Origin of the sequence: Kitasatospora purpeofusca (assembly GCF_042691725.1) — a bacterium.
Classification (GTDB): domain Bacteria; phylum Actinomycetota; class Actinomycetes; order Streptomycetales; family Streptomycetaceae; genus Kitasatospora; species Kitasatospora purpeofusca_B.
This window is the reverse complement of record NZ_CP170483.1, coordinates 2,058,240-2,079,715: the sequence shown is the minus strand read 5'-3', so window position 1 is coordinate 2,079,715 and position 21,476 is coordinate 2,058,240. Positions and strand designations below refer to the sequence as shown.

The window sequence follows — 21,476 nt, the reverse complement described above, 5'->3', positions numbered from 1 at the left end:
TGGACGGCCGCAGGGCCGCCCGAACCCCTCTTCTCACGCTCTCCGGAAGGACGTCATGACCCTCGCCCCCTTCGGCACCCGCCTGCGCCACGCCCTGGACACCCGCGGCCAGCTCTGCGTCGGCATCGACCCGCACGCCTCCCTGCTGGCCGCCTGGGGCCTGGAGGACACCGTCGCGGGCCTGGAGACCTTCAGCCGCACCGTCGTCGAGGCGCTGGCCGGCCGGGTGGCCGTGCTCAAGCCGCAGGCCGCCTTCTTCGAGCGCTTCGGCTCCCGGGGCGTCGCCGTCCTGGAGAAGTCCGTCGAGGAGGCCCGGGCGGCCGGCGCGCTCGTCCTGATGGACGCCAAGCGCGGCGACATCGGCTCCACCATGGCCGCCTACGCCGAGGCCTTCCTGTCGCCCGGCAGCCCGCTGTTCTCGGACGCCGTCACGGTGAGCCCCTACCTGGGCTTCGGCTCGCTGCGCCCGGCGCTCGACCTCGCCACGGCCAACGGCGCGGGCGTCTTCGCGCTGGCGCTCACCTCCAACCCGGAGGGCGCCGAGGTGCAGCGCGCCGTCGGCGCGGACGGCGAGCCGGTGGCGGCCGCCGTGCTGCGGCAGCTGGCCGCGGAGAACGCCGGTGCCGAGCCGCTGGGCTCGTTCGGCGCGGTGGTCGGCGCGACGCTGGCCGACGCGGGCGTGGACCTGGCGATCAACGGCCCGCTGCTCGCCCCCGGGATCGGCGCCCAGGGCGCGACGATGGCGGACCTGCCGCGGGTCTTCGGCGCCTCGGTGCGCAATGTGGTGCCGAGCGTCAGCCGGGACGTCCTGAAGCACGGCCCCTCGGTGGAGGCGCTGCGCTCGGCCGCCGACCGTTTTGTCCAGGAGTACGCGGAGGCGGTCAAGTAGCGGGCGAGGAGGAGGGGTTCGCCCCTGGCGAACGCCGTGCGGGGCCGCGATGACGTGCTGCGACGGCCCGCCGGGGCGGGCGCCCGACGTGAGCGCCGTCACATCGGCGCCGCCCAAGGTTCGCAATCACGGTCATTTTGCCCTGGAAAGTCCTGGTCGGCCTTGGCTGACCAGGACTTTTCGTGTTCTTTTCCTGACGTGGCGCCGCAATCCGGGTAGTGTCCGGCGATAGGTCACCGAGGAGCCGCGAAACCTGCTGCTCCCGCAGGTCAGGGGCGGCGAGTTCGCTCTCTGGCCGGTGCCCTGGGAAGCACAACAGTCATAGTTCAATCCCTTCCATCCACCCTGAGGTGAACGGCGTGGCTCTTCCGCCCCTTACCCCTGAACAGCGCACCGCCGCGCTCGCCAAGGCCGCCGAGGCTCGCCGGGAGCGCGCCGAGGTCAAGAACCGGCTCAAGCACTCCGGCGCCTCCCTGCACGAGGTGATCAAGGCCGGCAAGGCCGACAACGACGTGATCGGCAAGATGAAGGTCTCGGCCCTGCTGGAGTCCCTTCCGGGCGTCGGCAAGGTTCGGGCCAAGCAGATCATGGAGCGGCTCGGCATCTCCGAGAGCCGTCGTGTCCGTGGTCTCGGAACGAACCAGATCGCCTCCCTGGAACGGGAGTTCGGCGGCGGTGCCGCCTGACCGTGCCCCCGTGGTCCCGGGATCGTCCGCGATCCGGGATAATCGGTGCATGAGTGAGCGTCCGCGGCTGACCGTGCTCTCCGGCCCCTCGGGGGTCGGCAAGAGCACGGTCGTCGCTCATATGAGGAAGCAGTACCCCGAGGTCTGGCTCTCGGTGTCGGCGACGACCCGCCACCCGAGGCCGGGCGAGCAGAACGGGGTCCAGTACCACTTCGTCGACAACGACGAGTTCGACAAGCTGATCGCCAACGGCGAGCTGCTGGAGTGGGCCGTGTTCGCGGGCAACCGCTACGGCACGCCCCGGGCGGCGGTCGAGGAGAAGCTGGAGCGCGGCGAACCCGTGCTGCTGGAGATCGACCTGCAGGGCGCCCGGCAGGTGCGCGAGTCCATGCCCGAGGCGCAGCTGGTCTTCCTGGCCCCGCCGAGCTGGGACGAGCTGGTCCGTCGGCTCACCGGCCGGGGCACCGAGCCGCAGGACGTGATCGAGAAGCGGCTGGAGGCCGCCAAGGTCGAGCTGGCGGCCGAGCCGGAGTTCGACACGACCCTGGTCAACACCTCGGTCGAGCAGGTGGCCGGCGAACTGCTAGCCTTGCTCGGTGTAGCCTGACCTGTTGTCTTTTCCACCCTTTCGGAAGGTTTTCGCGTGTCCTCTTCCATGACCGCGCCCGAGGGCATCATCAACCCGCCGATCGACGAGCTGCTTGAGGCCACCGACTCCAAGTACAGCCTGGTCATCTACGCGGCCAAGCGTGCGCGCCAGATCAACGCGTACTACTCCCAGCTCGGCGAGGGCCTGCTGGAGTACGTCGGCCCGCTGGTCGACACCCACGTGCACGAGAAGCCGCTGTCGATCGCGCTGCGCGAGATCAACGCCGGCATGCTGACCGCCGAGGCGGTCGAGGCCGCCTGAGGCGGTCCCACTTTCGTGTGAAGGGTCCGTCGGAGTCCGCTCCGACGGGCCCTTCGGCGTTGTGGGGGGTGCCACGGTGCGGGTGATCGCCGGCGCGCCGTAGGGTTGGCGGGCACCTGAGGACCGCCACGAGGAGAGCTGGGGAACATGAGCGGCAGCACGGAGCGGACGGACGCGCCGCGGGTCGTCCTCGGCGTCAGCGGCGGCATCGCCGCGTACAAGGCGTGCGAGCTGCTGCGGCGGTTCACCGAGTCCGGCCACCGGGTGACCGTGGTGCCCACCGCGGCGGCGCTGCACTTCGTCGGCGAGGCCACCTGGGCGGCGCTCTCCGGCCGACCGGCCGCCACCGAGACCTGGGAGAACGTGCACGAGGTGCCGCACGTGCGGATCGGGCAGAACGCCGATCTGGTGGTGGTCGCCCCGGCCACCGCCGACCTCATGGCCAAGGCCGCCCACGGGCTGGCCGACGACCTGCTGACCAACACCCTGCTCACCGCGCGCTGCCCGGTCGTCCTGGCGCCCGCGATGCACACCGAGATGTGGGAGCACCCGGCCACCCGGGAGAACGTCGCCACGCTGCGCCGCCGGGGCGTGATCGTGCTGGAGCCCGCCAGCGGGCGGCTGACCGGCAAGGACACCGGCAAGGGCCGGCTGCCCGAGCCGTCCGCGATCTTCGACGCCTGCCGCGCGGTGCTGCGGTACGGCGGGGAGCGGACCGACCTGGCCGGCCGGCACGTGGTGGTCTCGGCCGGCGGCACCCGGGAGCCGCTGGACCCGGTCCGGTACCTCGGCAACCGCTCCTCGGGCAAGCAGGGCTACGCCCTGGCGGCGACCGCCGCGGCCCGTGGGGCGCGTGTGACGTTGATCTCGGCCAATGCCGCGCTGCCCGACCCGGCCGGGGTGGACGTGGTCCGGGTGGCGACCGCGCTGGAGTTGCGCGACGCCGTCCTGAAGGCGGCCGAGGGCGCGGACGCCGTGGTCATGGCCGCGGCGGTGGCGGACTTCCGGCCCGCGGTCTACGCCGCCGGCAAGATCAAGAAGGTCGAGGGCGTCGAGCCGGCGCCGGTGGAGCTCGTCCGCAACCCCGACGTCCTGGCGGAGCTCTCCGCCCACCGCACCCGTTCGGGTCGAGTCGTGGTGGGATTCGCGGCCGAGACCGACGACGTCCTCGCCCACGGCCGGGCCAAGCTCGCCCGCAAGGGCTGCGACCTGCTGGTCGTCAACGAGGTCGGCGACGGCAAGGCCTTCGGGCAGGACGTCAACGAGGCCGTGGTACTGGGCGCCGACGGCAGCGAGACGCCCGTCCCGGTGGGGCCGAAGGAGGTCCTCGCGGACGTCGTCTGGGACCTCGTCGCGGAACGGCTCGATTCCTTCGTCGGCTGATCTCGCAGAGTGGTCGGCCGGTCTCCAATCGCGGAATGGCGTGACGTTTCTCGGTAGCTGACCGTTACACTCCAGGAATCAAGTCTTTCCGGAAGCCCCCGGATCCGTCCGGGGTCTTTCAGTCAGCAGCCGCTGCAACCCCAGGGAGCGCTGTGTCTCGCCGCCTGTTCACCTCGGAGTCCGTCACCGAGGGACACCCCGACAAGATCGCTGACCAGATCAGCGACACCATCCTTGACGCTCTCCTCCGCGAGGACCCGACCTCCCGGGTCGCGGTGGAGACGCTCATCACCACCGGCCAGGTGCACGTGGCCGGCGAGGTGACCACCAAGGCGTATGCGCCGATCGCCCAGCTCGTCCGGGACAAGATCCTGGAGATCGGTTACGACAGCTCCAAGAAGGGCTTCGACGGCGCGTCCTGCGGCGTCTCGGTGTCGATCGGCGCCCAGTCGCCGGACATCGCCCAGGGCGTCGACACCGCGTACGAGGCCCGGGTCGAGGGGTCCACCCAGGGGGACGACACAGACGACCTGGACCGGCAGGGTGCGGGCGACCAGGGCCTGATGTTCGGCTACGCGTCCGACGAGACGCCCGAGCTGATGCCGCTGCCGATCACCCTGGCCCACCGCCTCTCGCGCCGCCTCACCGAGGTCCGCAAGAACGGCACCATCCCGTACCTGCGCCCCGACGGCAAGACCCAGGTCACCATCGAGTACGACGGCGACAAGGCGCTGCGCCTGGACACCGTGGTCGTCTCCACCCAGCACGCCAGCGACATCGACCTCGAGTCGCTGCTCACCCCGGACGTCCGCGAGTTCGTCGTGGAGCCGGAGCTGAAGGCGCTGGCCGACCAGGGCATCAAGCTCGTCACCGAGGGCTACCGCCTGCTGGTCAACCCGACCGGCCGCTTCGAGATCGGCGGCCCGATGGGCGACGCCGGCCTCACCGGCCGCAAGATCATCATCGACACCTACGGCGGCATGGCCCGCCACGGCGGCGGCGCCTTCTCCGGCAAGGACCCGTCCAAGGTGGACCGCTCGGCCGCGTACGCGATGCGCTGGGTGGCGAAGAACATCGTCGCCGCCGGCCTCGCCCGCCGCGCCGAGGTGCAGGTCGCGTACGCGATCGGCAAGGCCGAGCCGGTCGGCCTGTTCGTGGAGACCTTCGGCACCGAGACCGTGCCGGTCCTCACCATCCAGAAGGCCGTCAGCGACGTCTTCGACCTGCGCCCGGCCGCGATCATCCGCGACCTGGACCTGCTGCGCCCGATCTACTCGCAGACCGCCGCGTACGGCCACTTCGGCCGGGAGCTGCCGGACTTCACCTGGGAGCGGACCGACCGCGTGGAGCAGCTGAAGAAGGCCGTCGAGGCCTGATCGGCCCGTTCGACCCTTTGATGGCAGGTGGTGGCCGCCCGGTACGCCGGGCGGCCGCCACCTGCCGTTTTGTCGGTGGGACCTGGTACTACTTGGGGCGATGAGCAGCACGCAGGGGAGTGACGAGGGCGGGGCGCCGGAGCAGCTGGCGTTCATCCGGGAGACGGTCCGCCGGGCCAAGCCGCGCACCTGGCGCGGCGCCAAGCGGGCCGAGCACCTGCCGGTCGCCCGGGTGGTCGTCGACAAGGGCGTGCTCACCATCGACAAGTTCTTCGACTACGAGGTGCCGGCCGCGATGGCCGAGGACGCCAGGCCCGGTGTGCGGGTCCGGGTGCGCTTCGGGGCGCGCGTGGTCAAAGGCCAGCGCGAGGGGGGGGAGCTGCACGACGGTTTCATCGTCGCCCGGCTGGAGAAGAGCGACTTCCCCGGCCCGCTGGCCCCGCTCGCCCAGGTCCTCTCGCCGGAGCCGGTGCTCAGCCCGCCGCTGCTGCGGCTCTGCCGCACCGTGGCCGACCGGTACGCGGGCACCCTGGCCGATGTGCTGCAGCTGGCGGTGCCGCCCCGGCACGCCAAGGCGGAGGCCGAGCCCTCGCCGCCGCCCCGTCCCGGCCCGCCCGCACCCGCGCCCGGCGGCTGGTCCCGCTACCCGGCCGGCCCGGACTTCCTCGCCGCGCTGGCCGGCGGCGGCTCGCCCCGCGCGGTCTGGACGGCGCTGCCCGGGCCCGGCTGGCCGTACGAGATCGCCCGCGCCGTCGCGGCCACCCTGGCCGGCGGGCGCGGCGCCCTGGTGGTGCTGCCGGACGGCCGCTCGGTGGCCCGGGTCGACCGGGCGCTGACCGAGCTGCTCGGCGAGGGCATGCACGCCGTGCTGGCCGCCGACCTCGGCCCGCGCGAGCGCTACCGGCGGTGGCTGCAGGTCAGCCGCGGCTCGGTGCACGCCGCCATCGGCACCCGGGCCGCGATGTTCGCGCCGGTGCACGACCTCGGGCTGGTGGTGGTCTGGTCCGACGGCGACTCCAGCCACAGCGACCCGCGCGCCCCGCACCCGCACGTGCGGGAGGTCGCCCTGCTGCGCGCCGCCGAGGAGGGCGCGGCCGTCCTGCTCGGCGGGCACGTCGTCACCGTGGAGGGCGCCCAGCTGGTGCGCACCGGTTGGGCCCGGGCGCTGGGCGCCGACCGGGAGACCGTCCGCCGCACCGCGCCGCGGGTGCGCACCGTCACCGACCAGGACCAGCACCGGGACGCCGCCGCGCAGGCCGCCCGGCTGCCCTCGGTCGCCTGGGAGGCGGCCCGGGAGGGCCTGGCGGCCGGCGGGCCGGTGCTCATCCAGGTGCCCCGGCGCGGCTACGTGCCCCGGCTGGCCTGCGGGCGCTGCCGCACGCCCGCCCGCTGCCGGCGCTGCGAGGGCCCGCTGGAGGCGGCCGGGGCCGATGCGCCGCTGTGCTGCCAGTGGTGCGGCGAGGAGGAGCGGGACTGGCACTGCCCGGAGTGCGGCTCGTTCCGGCTGCGGGCGCAGGTGGTCGGCGCCCGGCGGACGGCCGAGGAGCTGGGCAAGGCGTTCCCGCGCGTCCCGGTGCGCACCTCCGGGCGGGACGCGGTGCTGACCGGCGTCCCGGACGAGCCGGCGCTGGTGATCTCCACGCCCGGTGCGGAGCCGGTCGTCGAGGGCGGCGGCGGGTACGCGGCGGCGCTGCTGCTGGACGGCTGGGCGCTGCTGAGCCGGCCCGACCTGCGGGCCGGCGAGGAGGCGCTGCGGCTCTGGCTGGCCGCCGCCGCGCTGGTGCGGCCGGCCGCCGAGGGCGGGACGGTGGTGGTGGTCGCCGAGCCGACGGCGCGGCCGGTGCAGGCGCTGGTGCGCTGGGACCCGCTCGGGCACGCCGGGCTGGAGCTGGACGAGCGTGCCCAGCTGCACTTCCCGCCGGTCGCCCGGATGGCCTCGGTGAGCGGCAGCCCGGCGGCGGTGGCGGATCTGCTGAACCTGGTCCGGCTGCCGGAGGAGGCGGATGTGCTCGGGCCGGTGCCGGTGGCGGCGCTGCGGGGGGAGGAGCAGGAGCGCGCGCTGCTGCGGGTGCCGCCCGGGCAGGGCGCGGCGCTGGCGGCGGCGCTGAAGGCGGCGCAGATCGCGCGGATCGCGCTGCGGACGCCGGAGGCGGTCAAGGTGCGGATCGACCCGACGGACATCGGGTGACGGGCATCGGGTGACGGACGTCGGGGTGACGGGTGTCCGGGGGCGGACGTCGGGGTGACGGACGTCGGGTGAGGGGCGCGGTGTCCGTGCCGCGGCCCCCACCCGGCGTCCGGGGGCGTCAGCCGCGCAGCGGGACGCCGGGGCGGTCGAGGGCGGTGCGGTCGATGGTGGCGCGGTCGAGGGCGGTGCGGTCCAGCGCGGTGCGGTCGAGGCCGCCCTGGCGGGCGGCCGGGACGGTCGCGGCGAGTCCGGTCGGGGCGGGGGAGCGGTCCCGCTCCGGCGGGTGGGCCGGCGCGTGGGCGACCGCCGGGGTGTGGCCGGACAACTCCTCGGAGCGGTCCGGGCGGCTCGGGCTCGGCACCGCACCGCCCGCCGCCAGCAGCTCGCTGGTCGGCCGGCGCATCCCGTACCGGCGGTGCACCGCCTGCTTGGTGACCCCGAGGGCCGAGCCCACCGAGTCCCAGGAGAAGCCCAGCGCGCGGTCGAACTCGACCGCCGCCGCCACCAGCGTCTCCACGCTCTCCCGCAGCTCCTGCGCCAGGCGCACCGTCGGCGCCGGGGCCCGCCCGTACACCACGAAGCCCGCCGAGGTGCTGGGGCGGCGCGGCCGGTAGACGTTGCCCAACTGGGCGGTGAGCGTTCGCAGGGCGTCGACCTGTCGCCTCACCCGCTCGATGTCCCGCACCAGCAGGTGCAGGCTCGCCCGCGCCCGGGCGTCGTGGTTGATCTGCTCAGCCATGGCCTACGTGCCACCTTCCGTACGGTTCGGCTCGGCCGGAGCGTCCTTCCCGCGCGCTCCGGCCACGGTCAATTCCACTTGACCAACGCCGGACCGCCCGCCGGGGTCACGCAGGCGGGGCGAGCGGGATGTGCCGGAACCCGGTTCGGGCGGATTGCATAGACTGACGGACGGCCGCGTGCACGCCGCGCGGCCCGCTCGTCGCCAGCTTCCCGACCCCCGCACCCCGGACCCAGACGGACAGGAGCCCGCATCCGTGGCGATCCAGCCGATCCGCATCTTCGGAGACCCCGTCCTGCGCGCCACCGCCCGGCCCGTCACCACCTTCGACAAGGAGCTCCGCACCCTTGTCAAGGACCTCACGGACACCATGCTCGACGCCCCCGGCGCCGGCCTGGCCGCGCCCCAACTCGGTGTCTCCCTAAGGGTGTTCACCTACCACGTGGACGGCGTCACCGGGCATCTGATCAACCCCGACCTGTCGCTCAGCGAGGAGGAGCAGGAGGGCCCCGAGGGCTGCCTCTCACTGCCCGGCCTGCGCTACGACACCCGGCGCGCGCACGGTGTCGTCGCCAGGGGCTTCACCATGTACGGCGATCCGGTGACCATCGAGGGCACCCAGCTGCTCGCGCGCTGCATCCAGCACGAGACCGACCACCTCGACGGCATCATCTTCATCGACCGCCTCGACACCGAGCGGCGCAAGGCCGCGCTCAAGGCGATACGCGAGTCGGACTGGGGATCGGGCCCCGCGCCGGTGGTCAAGGTCTCCCCGCACAGCACCTTCGGCGCGGCGCGCTGACACCCCCCCCGCTTCGAACAACGCCAACTCCGCACTGCAGAAAGGCACTTGATGCGCCTCGTGTTCGCCGGCACCCCCGAGGTCGCCGTTCCCGCGCTGGACGCCCTGCTCGCCTCCGACCGGCACGAGGTCGTCGCGGTGGTCACCCGCCCCGACGCCCCCGCCGGCCGCGGCCGCAAGCTCGTCGCCAGCCCCGTCGCCCAGCGCGCCGAGGAGGCCGGGATCGAGGTCCTCAAGCCGGCGAAGCCGAGCGACCCCGACTTCGTCGCCAGGCTCACCGAGCTCGCCCCCGACTGCTGCCCGGTCGTCGCCTACGGGGCCCTGCTGCGCCCCGGCACCCTGGAGATCCCCGCACACGGCTGGGTCAACCTGCACTTCTCGCTGCTCCCCGCCTGGCGCGGCGCCGCCCCCGTCCAGCACGCGGTGCTGGCCGGCGACGAGGTCACCGGCGCGTCCACCTTCCTCATCGAGCAGGGCCTGGACTCCGGGCCGGTCTTCGGCGTGCTCACCGAGGAGGTCCGCCCCGCCGACACCAGCGGTGAGCTGCTGGAGCGGCTCGCCCACTCCGGTGCCCGGCTGCTCGCCGCCACCATGGACGGCATCGCCGACGGCACCCTGCACGCCGTCCCGCAGCCCGCCGAGGGCGTCACCCTCGCCCCCAAGATCACCGTCGAGGACGCCCGGATCGACTGGACCGCGCCCGCGCTGCGGGTCGACCGGGTGGTGCGCGGCTGCGCCCCCGCCCCCGGCGCCTGGACCGAGTTCCGCGGCGAGCGGCTCAAGGTCACCGGCCCGGTGCGGCTGCTGCCCGACGCCGCCGGACTGGCACCGGGCGAGCTGGCCGTCGGCAAGAACAGCGTCCGGGTCGGCACCGGCAGCCACGAGATCGAGCTCGGCGAGGTGCGGCCGCAGGGCAAGAAGGCCATGCGGGCGGCGGACTGGGCGCGCGGCGCGCGCATCGAGTCCGGCGAGCGGCTGGGCGAGTCCGGCTGAGACCGGTTTTCCGCGTTACTGTTCGAGAGATCCAGAAATAACCCCCGCAGCACTTTGAGGCACATCCCATGAGCACGCCCGGCAGTACCCACGGCACCTCCGGCACCACCAGCGCGTCCGGCGGCAAGCGCGCCCCGCGCCCGCACCGGCGCCCGAAGAAGGACCCGGCGCGCATCGTCGCCTTCCGCGCCCTGCGCGCCGTCGACGAGCGCGACGCCTACGCCAACCTCATCCTCCCCTCGCTGCTCCGCGAGGCCGAGCAGAAGGGCATGGACCGGCGCGACGCGGCCCTCGCCACCGAGCTGGTCTACGGCACCCTCCGGCTCCAGGGCACCTACGACGCGATCATCGCCGCCTGCATCGACCGCCCGCTCGGCAAGGTCGACCCGCCGGTCCTCGACGTGCTCTCGCTCGGCGCCCACCAGCTGCTCACCACCCGCATCCCCAGCCACGCGGCCGTCTCGGCCACCGTCGAGCTGGCCCGGGTGGTGCTCGGCGACGGCAAGGCCAAGTTCGTCAACGCCGTGCTGCGCCGGATCAGCGCCCACGACCTGGACGCCTGGATCGAGCGGGTCGCCCCGCCGTACGAGCAGGACGCCGAGGACCACCTGGCCGTCGTGCACTCCCACCCGCGCTGGGTGGTCGCCGCCCTGTGGGACTCGCTCGGCCGCTGGCAGCCGGACGACTCCGGGCGCACCGCCGTCGAGCGGCTGCTGCGCGCCGACAACGAGCGCCCCGAGGTCACCCTGGTGGCCCGCCCCGGCCGGGCCGCCGTCGGCGAGCTGGCCGACGCGCTGCCCGAGGCCGAGCCGGGCCGCTGGTCCCCGTTCGCACTGCGGCTCGCCGAGGGCGGCGACCCGGGCTCGGTCGCGGCCGTGCAGGAGAACCGGGCCGGCGTCCAGGACGAGGGCAGCCAGCTGGTCGCCCTCGCCCTCGCCGCCGCGCCGCTGGACGGCCCGGACCGGCTCTGGCTGGACGGCTGCGCCGGCCCCGGCGGCAAGGCCGCGCTGCTCGCCGCGCTCGCCGCCGAGCGCGGCGCGGCGCTGGTCGCCAGCGAGAAGCAGCCGCACCGCGCCCGGTTGGTCGCCCGGGCCCTGGCCGGCAACCCCGGCCCGTACACCGTGATCGCCGCCGACGGCACCCGCCCCGCCTGGCGCTCCGGCGGCTTCGACCGCGTCCTCGTCGACGTCCCGTGCTCCGGCCTCGGCGCCCTGCGCCGCCGCCCGGAGGCCCGCTGGCGCCGCCGTCCGCAGGACGTCGCCGCCTTCGGCCCGCTCCAGCGCGACCTGCTGCGCTCGGCCGTCGAGGCCACCCGGATCGGCGGCGTGGTCGGCTACGCGACCTGCTCCCCGCACCTCGCGGAGACCCGCGCGGTGGTGGACGACGTCCTGCGCACCGAGGGCGCCCGGCTCGAGTGGATCGACGCGCGGCCGCTGCTGCCCGGCGTCCCGTCCCTCGGCGACGGCCCGGACGTCCAGCTCTGGCCGCACCTGCATGGCACGGACGCGATGTACCTGGCCCTGCTGCGCCGTACGGCGTAAGGCGTGTCCGACCGTTCGCGTCGGATCGACGGGCGGCTCCCCGAGCCTCCGGCCGGGGGCGGAGTCCATGCGGTGGGGGCGCCTCCCGGCTGACGGGCCGGGGGCGTGCGTGCCCTGGTGTCGCACGCCCGGCGGGAATGGTCGGACACGCCTCGGCGGCCGGTTCGCGGTCCGGCGGCGCACCGGGGCCCAGGGCCCGTGGTGCGCCGCCGTGGTGTCGGTGGGGGCCGGTGCGGCCGGGCCGGTGGGGTCGGCGGTGAGGTCAGTGGGCGGTCAGGGCGGGGCGGGGGACCGGGCGGGCCGGGTCCGGGCGGGTGCGGGCCGGCAGCGGGCGGGGCGGGCCGGTGGGGGAGGTGACGACGCCGCGGACCAGGTCGCGCAGCCAGCGGTGGCCGGCGTCCTGGTCGTTGCGCGGGTGCCAGGCCATGCTCAGGACCACCTCGGGGAGCTCGACCGGGAGGGGGAAGGTGGCCAGGCCGAGGGCCTCGGCCGCCGGGGTGCCGAGGCGGGCCGGGGCGAGGCCGACGAGTTCGGTGTCGCGGAGCAGGAAGAGCGCCGCCGGGTAGCTCGGCACGCTGGCCACCACGCGTCGGGCGAGGCCGAGTTGGGCGAGGCGCTGGTCGACCTGGCCGAGGCCGCGGCCGTGCCGGGAGACCGTGAGGTGGTCGGCCGCGGCGAACTCCTCGGCGCTCGGGGGCGCGCCGTTGGCCAGCGGGTGGCCGGTGCGGGCGATGCCCACCAGGCGGGTGGTGGCGAGGGGTTCGGTGCGGGTCTCGGGATCGAGGTGGTCGGTGACGCCGACCTCCAGGTCGATCAGGCCGTCGCGCATCGCACTGGTGCCCTCCAGGTCGTCGCCGAGGAAGCGCAGGGTCACGGTCGGGGCCTGGGCGCGGACCGCCGCGAGCAGGGCCGCGCCGATCGTGGTCAGCAGGACGTCGCCGGTCCGCAGCGTGAAGCGGCGGTTGAGCTCGGCGGGTTCGGTGGCGGCGGGCGGTATCAGCAGCGCCTGGCCCCGGCTGACCAGGGCGCGGACCTCGGAGCGCAGTTCCACCGCGCGCGGTGTCGGCACCAGTCCGCGCCCGGCCCGGACCAGGAGCGGATCGCCGAGCACTCGGCGCAGCCGCCCGAGCGTGCGGCTCATCGCCGGGGCCGAGGTGTGCAGCCGTTCGGCGGCACCGGTCACGCTGCCCTCCTCCAGCAGGGCGTCCAGGGCGACGAGCAGGTTGAGATCGAGGTCCGGCATGGGGTTCTCCGCTGGTGGTCGGTCGGCTGGGTGGGGGTGTGGGGGTAGGGATGACCGGAGGTGGAAACTGTGCTGACCTGAGTTTCGCGGGAGCGCGTGACGACTCGGCATCTGGCGTCGATCGCCACAACTCCCCTTGGGAGTAAAGGATCTGACGTGATGATTGACAATGACATGTTGGTGCAGGCCTGCCAAGGAGGCCGTGTGCCGACCTTCTGGGCATCCGGCGGCGTACGCCGGCCGGTGCGTCGGAGTGGTACAGACCAGAGGGCTCGCGCCGGAGCGCGCGCCCGGGTGGATCACGCCCGTGTGGTGCCCCGGGCGGCCCGCCGGGGCCAGTGGGCCCGCAGCGGACGGTAGTCGGTCACCGTGATGCCGTGCTCGGCGAGCAGCTCGCGGGTGCGCGGGGCGAGCAGGAAGGCGTGGTCGGAGCGGCGGACCCGCCAGCCGCCGTCGCCCCGGCGGGTGGCGGGCGTGGCGAGGCTGGGGTGGACGGCCCACTCGGTCAGGCCGGGCGGGAGTGCGGCGAGCAGCCGGGCGTAGCGGGCGGGCCTGTCGTCGAGCGGGACGGCGAAGCTGTCCAGGAAGGCGTGGTCGACGACCGGCAGCCCGCGGGCGCGCAGGCGTTCCAGCGCGGGCGCGAGCCAGATCCGCACGGCCAGGCCGTACTCGGCGCCGAGCGCGAGCGCGAGGTCCAGGAGGTCCGGGCGGCCGGCGTCGGCCAGGCAGTGGAAGTCGAGGTGGGTCGGGTGCAGTCCCGGGCCGGTGGCGGCCTCGATCTGGGCGCGGAACTCCCGTTCGGCGTGGGCCGCGTCGGCCCGGGCGAGCAGCCGGGTCCGGCCGTCGGGGGTGGCCGGGAAGAACCGGCCGGCGGGGTCGAGCAGCGAGGGGACGGCGGCGGCCGGGGCGACCGGGCCCCAGCGGAACCCGGGCTCGTCGGTGTCGCACACCAGGGTGAGGTGGATCCCGAACGGCAGCCCGGGCCGCTCGCGCAGCAGGCGCAGCGCGTGGGCGGATCCCGGACAGCCGGTCATCAGGCTGCAGGAGGCCGCGACCCCGTGTTCGATCGCCTCGACGACGGCGAGGTTGACGTCCTCGTTGAGGCCGAAGTCGTCGCAGTTGAGCAGTAGCAGGCGGGTGCCCGGCGGGTGGCCGAGCAGTTCGCTCGCGAGGGGGGTCGGCCGCGTCACGTCCGTAGTCTGCCGGGGCGGGCGCGGCGGCGCAGCGGGTTTTCCTCAGGCCTCGCGGGCGGCGCGGCGCTGCCGCTTGCCGAGCGGGGCCTGGGAGAGGTCCTCGGCCTGGGAGCGGAGGTTCTTGTAGCCGTAGCCGCGTTCGTCGAGCCAGGTGCGGGCGGACCGTTCGGCGCGCTCGGTGGCGTCGAGGATGTCCTCCTCGGCCTCGCCGCCGTCCTGGTAGCGGAAGGTGAAGACGGCGCGGGCGTTCAGGTCGTAGCTGAGGTGGCCCTCGGGGGTGAAGGCGGCGAACAGGATGTCGTGCTCGGCGGCGCGGGACCGCAGTTCGGCGTGCTGCTCGGGGGTGAGGCCGTCGAAGACGCCGCGGACGGTGATGCGGAAGGTGCGCGTGCTCATCCGGCGAGCGTATGCCGCGCGGGCACCCGCGGGCGACGGGTTTTCGGGGGAGCGGACGGCGCCCTGGGCGTTCACCGGGACGTCCAGGAGGCCGACCGCGAGGCCGTCCGGGCAGGCCACCACCGGCGGGACCGGGTGGTTCGGCGCCCGGGCGCCGTGCCCTCCGGCGGTGCGGGGGCGTCTACCGCGGGTCTTCCTCGGGGCCGGGTGCGCCGGCCGGGCGGTTGGTCCGGACGCAGCTGTGGGGGAGCGGCGGGAAGCCGTTGAACCCGCGCGTGGTGTAGGCGGTGGCGTAGGCGCCGCAGGAGAGGACCCACACCGGGTCGCCGGAGGCGGCGTCCCGGGGGACGGGCATGCCGGCGCCCTCGTCGGCGTAGGCGTCGTCGCTGTCGCAGGTGGGGCCGGCGACCACGGCGGGCACGGTCGGGGACCCGGCGCGGGTGGGGAACTCCAGCCGGTAGCGCAGCTCGTCCATCTCGTACAGGCCGTTGAACTTGCCGCAGCTCAGGAAGAGCCAGTGCGACCGCTCCCCGTCCAGTTGCCGACGCTCCGTCAGGCGCACGACATGGGCCCGGATCGCGCCGTGGTCGGCGACCAGGTGGCGGCCCGGCTCCAACAGGAACCCCAGCGGCCCGGCGGAGACCTCGCGCAGGTACTGCATGCCCTCCCGGATCACCGTGAACATCTTGTCGACCGGCGGGTGGAGCGGGTTCCCGCGCCGGTCGAGCACGCCGAGCGCGGGCAGGCCGCCGCCGAGGTTGACGTGGTCCAGCAGGATGCCGTGGCGGTTGGCCTCCACGATCACCGCGGCGAGCGTCTCCAGCGCGTGCTGCCAGGCCTCGGAGGTGAGTTGCTGGGAGCCGACGTGCACCGACAGGCCGGCCGGGACGAGTCCGGCGTCGCGGGCCGCCGTCAGCACCCGGAGGGCGTCCTCGGGCGAGCAGCCGAACTTGCGGCTCAGCCCCCACAGGGCGCCCTCGCCGGTGGTGGCGAGCCGGCAGAACACCCGGGCGCCGGGGGCGTGGGCGGCGAGCGCGGCGACGTCGGCCAGGCTGTCGGTGGCGAAGTCGCGCACGCCGAGCCGGTACGCCTCGGCGATCTGGTGGTCGGACTTGACGGTGTTGCCGTAGTGGATCCGCTCGACCGGCACGCCGGTGCGCAGCGCCTGGGCGATCTCCTGCGGACCGGCGGCGTCGAAGCCGGCGCCCCGGGCGGCCAGGCAGTCGAGCACCTCGTCGACCGGGCAGGCCTTCATCGCGAACCGTACGTCGATGCCGGGGAGTTCGCGCAGCAGGGCGTCGTACTGGGCCTCGATGCCGTCGAGGTCGAAGATGATCCGGTCGTCCTCGGCGGCGGCCAGGGCGGCGCGCAGGCGTCCGTAGTCAGGCATGGTCGGCGCTCCGGCCGGCTCGGGGCGCGGTCGGTGGACCGGGCGGGGTGGCGCGCGCGGCGCGGACCGGCGGCGTCCAGGCGTCGACGAGCAGGGCGGCCTCCTCGTCGAGGGCGGCGATGGCCGGGGCACGGAACCGGTCGGCGGGAAGCGCGGGGCAGACGTCGCGCACGGCGGTGTCCCCGTTCACGCCTCGCCGTCCCGGGCCGGGGACGCGGCGTTCCAGGACTCCGGGCCGAGCGGCTCGGCGCGCGCGGCCCGGGGCCTGCGGACGGAGCGCACCCCGCTCGCGGAGGTGTCGGCGGCGACGCGGTGGGTCGGCCTGCCGTTCCGGGCCGGCAGGCCGCCGGCCTTCAACTCGGGCCGCACGCGCGGGAACCCGGTGCGGTCGACGGCCGGGCGGACCGGGGCGCGGTCGGTCGGCCGGGCGGCCTGCCGCGCGTCGAAGCGGCGGAACGGCTCGGGGTCGCACGGGAACCCGCCGTAGTCCGGCTCGCTGAAGTGCGGGTGCTCCGAAGCGGTCCGGAACAGGTGCCCGTCGGGCTTCGGCATCACGTCACTCCAAGGGTCGGGTGGGGGCGTCCGGGCGGTCGTCGGCCGTGCGCCGGAGGAGGGGGCCGGGCGGCGGGACGGGACGCGGGGCATGGCGGGTGCGGGGCCGGGCCCCCGGGAGCGGTGAGGGGGCGGTGAGGGAGGGGTTTCCTCGTCCGACAAGGAGTGCCGCTGACTGTTCCGGCCTCGTCAAACGCGTGTTCCCCTACGGTGGACTAGACCAACTTCCGGTGTCAACCCTCGTCCTGACGGCCCGGCCGGGCGGACCGTCGCTCGGTGGGCGACCGGCCGTGACCTGCGCCGAAGCCCTGGTCCGGGCATCGGGGCCGGGTGGTGCGGCGTTCGGCCGAAGGGGATGAGCGGGCGCCTCCTGGGGCAGTCGGGAACTGCCTCAACGGGCAAGTGGAGTTGACGCTCGGCGAGTTGGCACCCGCTCGGACCCGGGTGGGGACAACCCCCCTCCGCAGTGGCGGGATTGCCGCATGGTTCGTCCACGACGGCCCGCCTACCGTTGTACTCGTCCGCCGGAGGGGCCGGCGGACGGCACGAGGGCAAGGCCCGGCGGGCGAGGGGGACTTCGGCCCGGGGCGGATGGGGAGTGCGTGATGCGAACGACGACGGGGCGGACCGGTCGGGCCGGACGGGCCGGACGGGCCGGGCGGACGGCGCGGCTGGTGGCGGCGGGTGTGCTGGGGGCGGTGCTGGTCGGCACGTCGGCGCCGGTCGCCATGGCCGCCGGCGCCGCGGGGGCGTCGGGCGGTGGGGCGGTCGCCGTGGCGGCGCCGGGGGCCGCGACCGGGGCGAATCCGGTGAGTCCGGCTTTCGCCGCGATCCAGGGCGAGTTGGGCGCCGTGGTGGACGCCGGCGAGGCGACCTGGGACCTCGCCCGGGTGGTGGACCGCGGCCGCACGCTCTGGCAGGGCACCGCCGGGGTCGCCGAGCTGGACGACCGGAGCGCGGTCGACCCGGACGGCCGGTTCCGGATCGGCAGCCTGACCAAGATGTTCACCGCCACCGTGGTGCTCCAACTGGTCGGCGAGGGCCGGGTCCGGCTCGACGACCCGGTCTCGGCGTACCTGCCCGGTGTGGTGCCGGGCGGCGAGCGGATCACCGTCCGCCAGTTGCTCGACCACACCAGCGGGCTGTTCAGCTACACCGACGACCAGCGCTTCGTGCCCCGGACGGCGGAGGGCGTCGAGGCCTGGGCCGCCACCGGCCGCTGGCGCACCTGGACGGCGGAGGAGATCGTCGCCGACGCGGTGGCCCACCCGCCCTACTTCGCGCCCGGCGCGTCCTGGCACTACTCCAACACCAACTACCTGCTCGCGGGGATGATCATCCAGAAGTCCACCGGGCGCACCTGGAACCAGGAGGTGGAGCGGCGCATCATCCGGCCGCTCGGCCTGCGGCAGACCTCGATGCCGGTCTCCTCGCCGCTGATCACCGGCCCGCACGCGCACCTGTACACCCAGCTGCCCGGCGGCCCGGTCGACACCACGCTGATCAACCCGTCCGCCGGAGGCGCCGCCGGGGCCGGCATCTCCAGCACCGCCGACCTCGCCCGCTTCCACGCCGCGCTGTTCGGCGGGCGGCTGCTGCGCCCGGCGGAGCTGGCCGCGATGAAGGCCACCGTCGACACCGGCGTGCCCGGCTACCGGTACGGCCTCGGCGTGGGGAGCGTCGATCTGGGCTGCGGCGTGGTCTGGGGCCACTCCGGCTCGATCCACCGCAACATCGCGTACGTGCTCGGCACGGAGGACGGCCGGCGGCAGGCCGTCGTGGCGGCCGGCCAGTACGGCTACCGGGACCCCGACGACGTGTTCGCCGGGCTGGAGAAGGCGGCCTCCTGCGCGGTGGCCGGCTCCGGGGCGGGCACGGGGTCCTGAGGCGCGCGGCCGGGCCCGGGGTGCGCCCCCGGGGCCGGCCGGTGGCCCGCGGCCCGTGCTCGGGGGCGTGCGGAGGGGGACGCGGGGCGAAGCCGGGGTGCTGTACCCGCGGTGGTCCGGCCCGGCTCCGGCGGGTGTGTCCGCCGGAGCCGGGCCGGAGCGGCGGCCCTGATCAGAACGCGACGGTCGTCAGGTACGAGCCGTTGCCGCGGATGCCCGCGAGCAGGAGGGTGTGCCCGCCCGGGGCGACCGTGGCGGCCGAGACGCCGTCCAGGCCGAAGCCGGTGAGCGTCTCGCCGGGGAGGTTGAGGTCGGTCGCGGTGTCGTAGGCGAGCACCGAGGCCTGCGGCGTCCAGCTGTCCTTGAGCAGGTAGAGCCGCCCGCCGTCCGGGCTCACCGACACGTAGTGGAGGTCGACCGGTCCGGTCGCGAAGGTGAAGATCGGCCTGGCGACGTCGGTGAGCGTGTTGACGGCGTACCCGGTGCCGGTGGAGGTCTGGGAGCCGAGGGCGTAGAGGCGCAGGCCGTCCGGGGAGGCGGCCAGTTCCTTGGTGGCGCCGACCCGCTGGACGGTGCGGAGGAAGGTGGGGACCGCGGTGGTGGTGTCGAGGTGCTCGATGCCGAAGTCGCTCGCGACGTACGCCGCGGCGCCGCCGGCCTGGAGGGTGAGGCCGCTCGCGTTGTAGCCGTGCAGCGGCAGGGAGCCGGTGAACGCGCCCTGGCCGGGGCCGAACACCAGGACCCGCCCGGGCCGCACCCCCTGGCCGGCGGCGAGCGGACCGTTCTGTCCGACGTACACCTTCGAGCCGTCCGGGCCGACCGCGAGGCCGGTCAGCGCACCGGGCGACCAGCCGGCCGGGCGGTCCTGCTCCGGCGCCGGGGTGCGGGAGAGTACGGTGTTGGCCGCCGTGTCCACGGCCACCAGGTGGTCCGCGACGATCACGTAGAGCCGCCGGCCGTCCTGGCTGACCACCGGGTTCCCGGCGGTGCCGTCCTCGGCCAGGGGCAGCTCGGCGACGACCGAGCCGCTGCGGAGGTCCACCGTCCGCAGCACGACCGGCGTGCGGCTGCCGTTCCGGTCGGCCGCCACCACGTACGCCTTCGTCCCCTCCGGGCTGGCGGTCAGCCCGAGTGCCCGCCAGCCCACGGAGGTGCCGTTCTGGGTGGTCGGCGCCGGGTCGGCGGTGGCGGTTCCGGCGGCGGTGCCGGTCAGCAGAAGCGCCGCGGCTGCCGCCAGTGACGCGGTCCAACGGGCCTTCGACACACGCGAATTCATGATTCCCCACTCTATGGTCTAGACCTCATGTCGTGGTGCGTGGGCCACGCTAGGGCATGCGGAGGCCTCTGCGGGGGGCGGTTTTTGGACCTTGTGCGAGCAGGGCGATCGGGCGTTGTTCCCGGATCGGCCATAGGTTCGCTCTATGACCTCATAGATCCGCACCGCCTACAGTGGCGAGATCCGGCAAGGTTGGGTGGGTGTGGGTCACCCTCGCCCGTCCGCCCTGCCACGTCCGCTCCCGTTCGGAGGACCGCTCCGCCATGACCCGCCCGATCCGCGTCGCGATCGTCGGCGCCGGCCCCGCCGGCATCTACGCCGCCGATGCCCTGCTGAAGTCCGACGCCGCCCAGCAGCCCGGGGTCTCCATCGACCTCTTCGAGCGGATGCCCGCGCCGTTCGGGCTGATCCGGTACGGCGTCGCGCCGGACCACCCGCGGATCAAGGGGATCATCACCGCGCTGCACCAGGTGCTGGACAAGCCGCAGATACGTTTGTTCGGCAACGTCGACTACCCCTGTGACCTCACGCTGGACGACCTGCACCGCTTCTACGACGCCGTGGTCTTCTCCACCGGCGCCATGGCCGACCGCGCGCTCGACATCCCCGGCGTCGGCCTCGACGGCTCGTACGGCGCCGCCGACTTCGTCTCCTGGTACGACGGCCACCCGGACGTGCCGCGCAGCTGGCCGCTGGAGGCCGAGAAGGTCGCCGTGCTCGGCGCCGGCAACGTGGCCCTGGACGTCGCCCGCATCCTCGCCAAGACCGCCGACGAGCTGCTGCCGACCGAGATCCCGCCGAACGTCCACGAGGGCCTGAAGCGCAACCGGGCGCTGGAGGTGCACGTCTTCGCCCGCCGCGGACCGGCCCAGGCCAAGTTCAGCCCGATGGAGCTGCGCGAGCTCGACCACTCGCCGAACATCGAGGTCATCGTCAACCCCGAGGACATCGAGTACGACGACGGCTCGATCGCCGAGCGGCGCGGCGCCAAGCACGTCGACATGGTCGCCTCGACCATCGAGAACTGGGCCATCCGCGACGCCGGCGACCGCCCGCACCGGCTCCACCTGCACTTCTTCGAGTCCCCGGTGGAGGTGCTGGGCGAGGACGGCCGGGTGAGCGGGCTGCGCACCGAGCGCACCGAGCTCGACGGCACCGGCAACGTGCGCGGCACCGGCCGGTTCACCGACTGGGACGTGCAGTCCGTCTACCGGGCGATCGGGTACTACTCCGACGAACTGCCCAAGCTGCCGTTCGACCCCGTCTCCGGCACCGTCCCGAACGCGGCCGGCCGGGTGCTCGCCGCCGACGGCTCGCACCAGGACGCCGTGTACGTGACCGGCTGGATCAAGCGCGGGCCGGTCGGCCTCATCGGGCACACCAAGGGCGACGCCAACGAGACCGTCGCCTGCCTGCTCGCCGACCACACCGAGGGCCGGCTGCCCGGCGCCGCCGAGCCGGAGCCGGAGGCGGTCGTCGCCCACCTGCGGGAGCGCGGGGTGCGGTTCACCACCTGGGAGGGCTGGTACGAGCTGGACGCCCACGAGCGCGCGCTGGGCGCGGCGGAGGATCGTGCGCGGGTCAAGGTGGTGGAGCGGGAGGACATGCTCCGGCACAGCGGGGCGTGACCGGCCGCGGCTGCGCCGGGGCGCGGCCTAGGGCCTGGGGGCTCGGGCCTCCTTCGGCGGCGGGGCGAGGACGACCGGCCACGCGCCGTCGCCGGCCGGCAGGTCGTCCGGCGCGAGCCACGGGCCGGCGCTGAACACGGCGGTCGCGGTGCCGGCCCGGGCGTAAAGCCCCGGGTCGACCACCGCGACCGCCGTGGAGCACCAGGCGTTCGTCTCGTTGCACGGGTACTCGCCGACCTTGGTCCCGGCGGGCACGGGGCCGTAGTTCGGGACGTCCGGGCAGAGTCCGTCCTCGGCGTTGCGGATGTTGTCGTCGCCGTCGCCGTAGGCAGGAGGAGTCGGCGGGTCGTGCGAGGAAGGCGGCGCGGCGGCGCGCGGGCGACAACCGATGTAGCGTGGCGCTTC

Annotated in this window: 20 protein-coding genes and 1 pseudogene; 12 read left to right on the top strand and 9 right to left on the bottom strand. The window is 74.8% G+C overall.

The genetic code is table 11. The features are described 5' to 3' along the window. The first annotated feature begins 55 nt into the window (after positions 1 to 55). From pyrF to ACFCLZ_RS08220, 7 genes are all read left to right on the top strand, one after another. On the top strand, positions 56 to 889 hold the full coding sequence (gene pyrF, locus ACFCLZ_RS08250; protein WP_355375534.1) for an orotidine-5'-phosphate decarboxylase: 834 nt from the start codon (positions 56 to 58) through the stop codon (positions 887 to 889). A 359-nt stretch (positions 890 to 1,248) separates the two neighbouring features. Beyond that, positions 1,249 to 1,575, top strand: a complete 327-nt coding sequence (mihF, locus tag ACFCLZ_RS08245) for an integration host factor, actinobacterial type (protein WP_030056187.1) — start codon at positions 1,249 to 1,251, stop codon at positions 1,573 to 1,575. Between the two features lie 49 nt (positions 1,576 to 1,624). Continuing rightward, entirely contained in the window at positions 1,625 to 2,182 is a 558-nt protein-coding gene (gene gmk / locus ACFCLZ_RS08240) for a guanylate kinase (RefSeq protein ID WP_380284135.1), read from the top strand. Between the two features lie 36 nt (positions 2,183 to 2,218). After that, entirely contained in the window at positions 2,219 to 2,485 is a 267-nt protein-coding gene (gene rpoZ / locus ACFCLZ_RS08235) for a DNA-directed RNA polymerase subunit omega (RefSeq protein WP_030056185.1), read from the top strand. 147 nt (positions 2,486 to 2,632) lie between these two features. Next, positions 2,633 to 3,868 (top strand): bifunctional phosphopantothenoylcysteine decarboxylase/phosphopantothenate--cysteine ligase CoaBC, encoded by a 1,236-nt coding sequence (gene coaBC / locus ACFCLZ_RS08230; protein WP_380284134.1) that lies wholly within the window; start codon positions 2,633 to 2,635, stop codon positions 3,866 to 3,868. A 152-nt stretch (positions 3,869 to 4,020) separates the two neighbouring features. Further along, positions 4,021 to 5,244 (top strand): methionine adenosyltransferase, encoded by a 1,224-nt coding sequence (gene metK / locus ACFCLZ_RS08225; protein WP_380284133.1) that lies wholly within the window; start codon positions 4,021 to 4,023, stop codon positions 5,242 to 5,244. 100 nt (positions 5,245 to 5,344) lie between these two features. After that, positions 5,345 to 7,432 carry a primosomal protein N' gene (locus ACFCLZ_RS08220; RefSeq protein WP_380284132.1) on the top strand — a complete coding sequence of 696 codons (2,088 nt, stop codon included), beginning with the start codon at positions 5,345 to 5,347 and terminating at the stop codon, positions 7,430 to 7,432. A 271-nt stretch (positions 7,433 to 7,703) separates the two neighbouring features. Here the strand turns inward: ACFCLZ_RS08220 and ACFCLZ_RS08215 are convergent. After that, a pseudogene (locus ACFCLZ_RS08215) lies at positions 7,704 to 8,171 on the bottom strand (hypothetical protein); the annotation flags it as partial. A gap of 256 nt (positions 8,172 to 8,427) precedes the next feature. On the opposite strand from ACFCLZ_RS08215, the gene def reads away from it, so the two are divergent. From def to ACFCLZ_RS08200, 3 genes are all read left to right on the top strand, one after another. Continuing rightward, positions 8,428 to 8,973: a peptide deformylase gene (gene def / locus ACFCLZ_RS08210; RefSeq protein WP_376094325.1), complete on the top strand. Its 546-nt coding sequence runs from the start codon at positions 8,428 to 8,430 to the stop codon at positions 8,971 to 8,973. A gap of 51 nt (positions 8,974 to 9,024) precedes the next feature. Next, entirely contained in the window at positions 9,025 to 9,966 is a 942-nt protein-coding gene (fmt, locus tag ACFCLZ_RS08205) for a methionyl-tRNA formyltransferase (protein ID WP_380284131.1), read from the top strand. 68 nt (positions 9,967 to 10,034) lie between these two features. Continuing rightward, complete coding sequence (locus tag ACFCLZ_RS08200) at positions 10,035 to 11,507, top strand: RsmB/NOP family class I SAM-dependent RNA methyltransferase (protein ID WP_380284130.1); 1,473 nt, start codon at positions 10,035 to 10,037, stop codon at positions 11,505 to 11,507. A gap of 262 nt (positions 11,508 to 11,769) precedes the next feature. Here ACFCLZ_RS08200 and ACFCLZ_RS08195 read toward each other — a convergent pair whose 3' ends face one another. The 6 genes from ACFCLZ_RS08195 to ACFCLZ_RS08170 form a co-directional block, all read right to left on the bottom strand. Continuing rightward, positions 11,770 to 12,750 (bottom strand): LysR family transcriptional regulator, encoded by a 981-nt coding sequence (locus ACFCLZ_RS08195; RefSeq protein ID WP_380284129.1) that lies wholly within the window; start codon positions 12,748 to 12,750, stop codon positions 11,770 to 11,772. Positions 12,751 to 13,049: 299 nt separating this feature from the next. After that, positions 13,050 to 13,940: a ChbG/HpnK family deacetylase gene (locus tag ACFCLZ_RS08190; protein ID WP_380284128.1), complete on the bottom strand. Its 891-nt coding sequence runs from the start codon at positions 13,938 to 13,940 to the stop codon at positions 13,050 to 13,052. Positions 13,941 to 13,985: 45 nt separating this feature from the next. Next, entirely contained in the window at positions 13,986 to 14,339 is a 354-nt protein-coding gene (locus tag ACFCLZ_RS08185) for a DUF6204 family protein (protein WP_380284127.1), read from the bottom strand. Positions 14,340 to 14,520: 181 nt separating this feature from the next. Continuing rightward, entirely contained in the window at positions 14,521 to 15,729 is a 1,209-nt protein-coding gene (locus ACFCLZ_RS08180) for a type III PLP-dependent enzyme (RefSeq protein WP_380284125.1), read from the bottom strand. Next, positions 15,722 to 15,919 carry a hypothetical protein gene (locus ACFCLZ_RS08175; protein WP_380284124.1) on the bottom strand — a complete coding sequence of 66 codons (198 nt, stop codon included), beginning with the start codon at positions 15,917 to 15,919 and terminating at the stop codon, positions 15,722 to 15,724. The genes ACFCLZ_RS08180 and ACFCLZ_RS08175 overlap by 8 nt, the downstream gene beginning before the upstream one ends. Continuing rightward, the gene (locus ACFCLZ_RS08170; protein ID WP_380284123.1) at positions 15,916 to 16,281 is read right to left on the bottom strand and encodes a hypothetical protein; all 366 of its coding nucleotides are present in this window, start codon (positions 16,279 to 16,281) and stop codon (positions 15,916 to 15,918) included. The genes ACFCLZ_RS08175 and ACFCLZ_RS08170 overlap by 4 nt, the downstream gene beginning before the upstream one ends. A 605-nt stretch (positions 16,282 to 16,886) precedes the next feature. On the opposite strand from ACFCLZ_RS08170, the gene ACFCLZ_RS08165 reads away from it, so the two are divergent. Beyond that, the gene (locus ACFCLZ_RS08165) at positions 16,887 to 18,167 is read left to right on the top strand and encodes a serine hydrolase domain-containing protein (RefSeq protein ID WP_380284122.1); all 1,281 of its coding nucleotides are present in this window, start codon (positions 16,887 to 16,889) and stop codon (positions 18,165 to 18,167) included. A gap of 172 nt (positions 18,168 to 18,339) precedes the next feature. On the opposite strand, the gene ACFCLZ_RS08160 is transcribed toward ACFCLZ_RS08165, so the two are convergent. Further along, on the bottom strand, positions 18,340 to 19,443 hold the full coding sequence (locus ACFCLZ_RS08160; protein ID WP_380284121.1) for a YncE family protein: 1,104 nt from the start codon (positions 19,441 to 19,443) through the stop codon (positions 18,340 to 18,342). Between the two features lie 263 nt (positions 19,444 to 19,706). Here ACFCLZ_RS08160 and ACFCLZ_RS08155 point away from each other — a divergent pair, with 263 nt between their 5' ends. After that, positions 19,707 to 21,071, top strand: coding sequence for an FAD-dependent oxidoreductase (locus ACFCLZ_RS08155; protein WP_380284120.1), 1,365 nt, complete (start codon positions 19,707 to 19,709; stop codon positions 21,069 to 21,071). A 27-nt stretch (positions 21,072 to 21,098) separates the two neighbouring features. On the opposite strand, the gene ACFCLZ_RS08150 is transcribed toward ACFCLZ_RS08155, so the two are convergent. Next, positions 21,099 to 21,326 carry a hypothetical protein gene (locus tag ACFCLZ_RS08150; protein WP_380284119.1) on the bottom strand — a complete coding sequence of 76 codons (228 nt, stop codon included), beginning with the start codon at positions 21,324 to 21,326 and terminating at the stop codon, positions 21,099 to 21,101. Positions 21,327 to 21,476: the final 150 nt, after the last annotated feature.

What these genes read in the sequence shown, in the direction of transcription:
- pyrF (WP_355375534.1), top strand. Translation starts at nt 56, where the DNA reads ATGACCCTCGCCCCCTTCGGCACCCGCCTGCGCCACGCCCTGGACACC.
- gmk (WP_380284135.1), top strand. Translation starts at nt 1,625, where the DNA reads ATGAGTGAGCGTCCGCGGCTGACCGTGCTCTCCGGCCCCTCGGGGGTC.
- coaBC (WP_380284134.1), top strand. Translation starts at nt 2,633, where the DNA reads ATGAGCGGCAGCACGGAGCGGACGGACGCGCCGCGGGTCGTCCTCGGC.
- ACFCLZ_RS08220 (WP_380284132.1), top strand. Translation starts at nt 5,345, where the DNA reads ATGAGCAGCACGCAGGGGAGTGACGAGGGCGGGGCGCCGGAGCAGCTG.
- fmt (WP_380284131.1), top strand. Translation starts at nt 9,025, where the DNA reads ATGCGCCTCGTGTTCGCCGGCACCCCCGAGGTCGCCGTTCCCGCGCTG.
- ACFCLZ_RS08200 (WP_380284130.1), top strand. Translation starts at nt 10,035, where the DNA reads ATGAGCACGCCCGGCAGTACCCACGGCACCTCCGGCACCACCAGCGCG.
- ACFCLZ_RS08195 (WP_380284129.1), bottom strand. Translation starts at nt 12,750, where the DNA reads ATGCCGGACCTCGATCTCAACCTGCTCGTCGCCCTGGACGCCCTGCTG.
- ACFCLZ_RS08185 (WP_380284127.1), bottom strand. Translation starts at nt 14,339, where the DNA reads ATGAGCACGCGCACCTTCCGCATCACCGTCCGCGGCGTCTTCGACGGC.
- ACFCLZ_RS08180 (WP_380284125.1), bottom strand. Translation starts at nt 15,729, where the DNA reads ATGCCTGACTACGGACGCCTGCGCGCCGCCCTGGCCGCCGCCGAGGAC.
- ACFCLZ_RS08170 (WP_380284123.1), bottom strand. Translation starts at nt 16,281, where the DNA reads ATGCCGAAGCCCGACGGGCACCTGTTCCGGACCGCTTCGGAGCACCCG.
- ACFCLZ_RS08165 (WP_380284122.1), top strand. Translation starts at nt 16,887, where the DNA reads ATGCGAACGACGACGGGGCGGACCGGTCGGGCCGGACGGGCCGGACGG.
- ACFCLZ_RS08160 (WP_380284121.1), bottom strand. Translation starts at nt 19,443, where the DNA reads ATGAATTCGCGTGTGTCGAAGGCCCGTTGGACCGCGTCACTGGCGGCA.
- ACFCLZ_RS08155 (WP_380284120.1), top strand. Translation starts at nt 19,707, where the DNA reads ATGACCCGCCCGATCCGCGTCGCGATCGTCGGCGCCGGCCCCGCCGGC.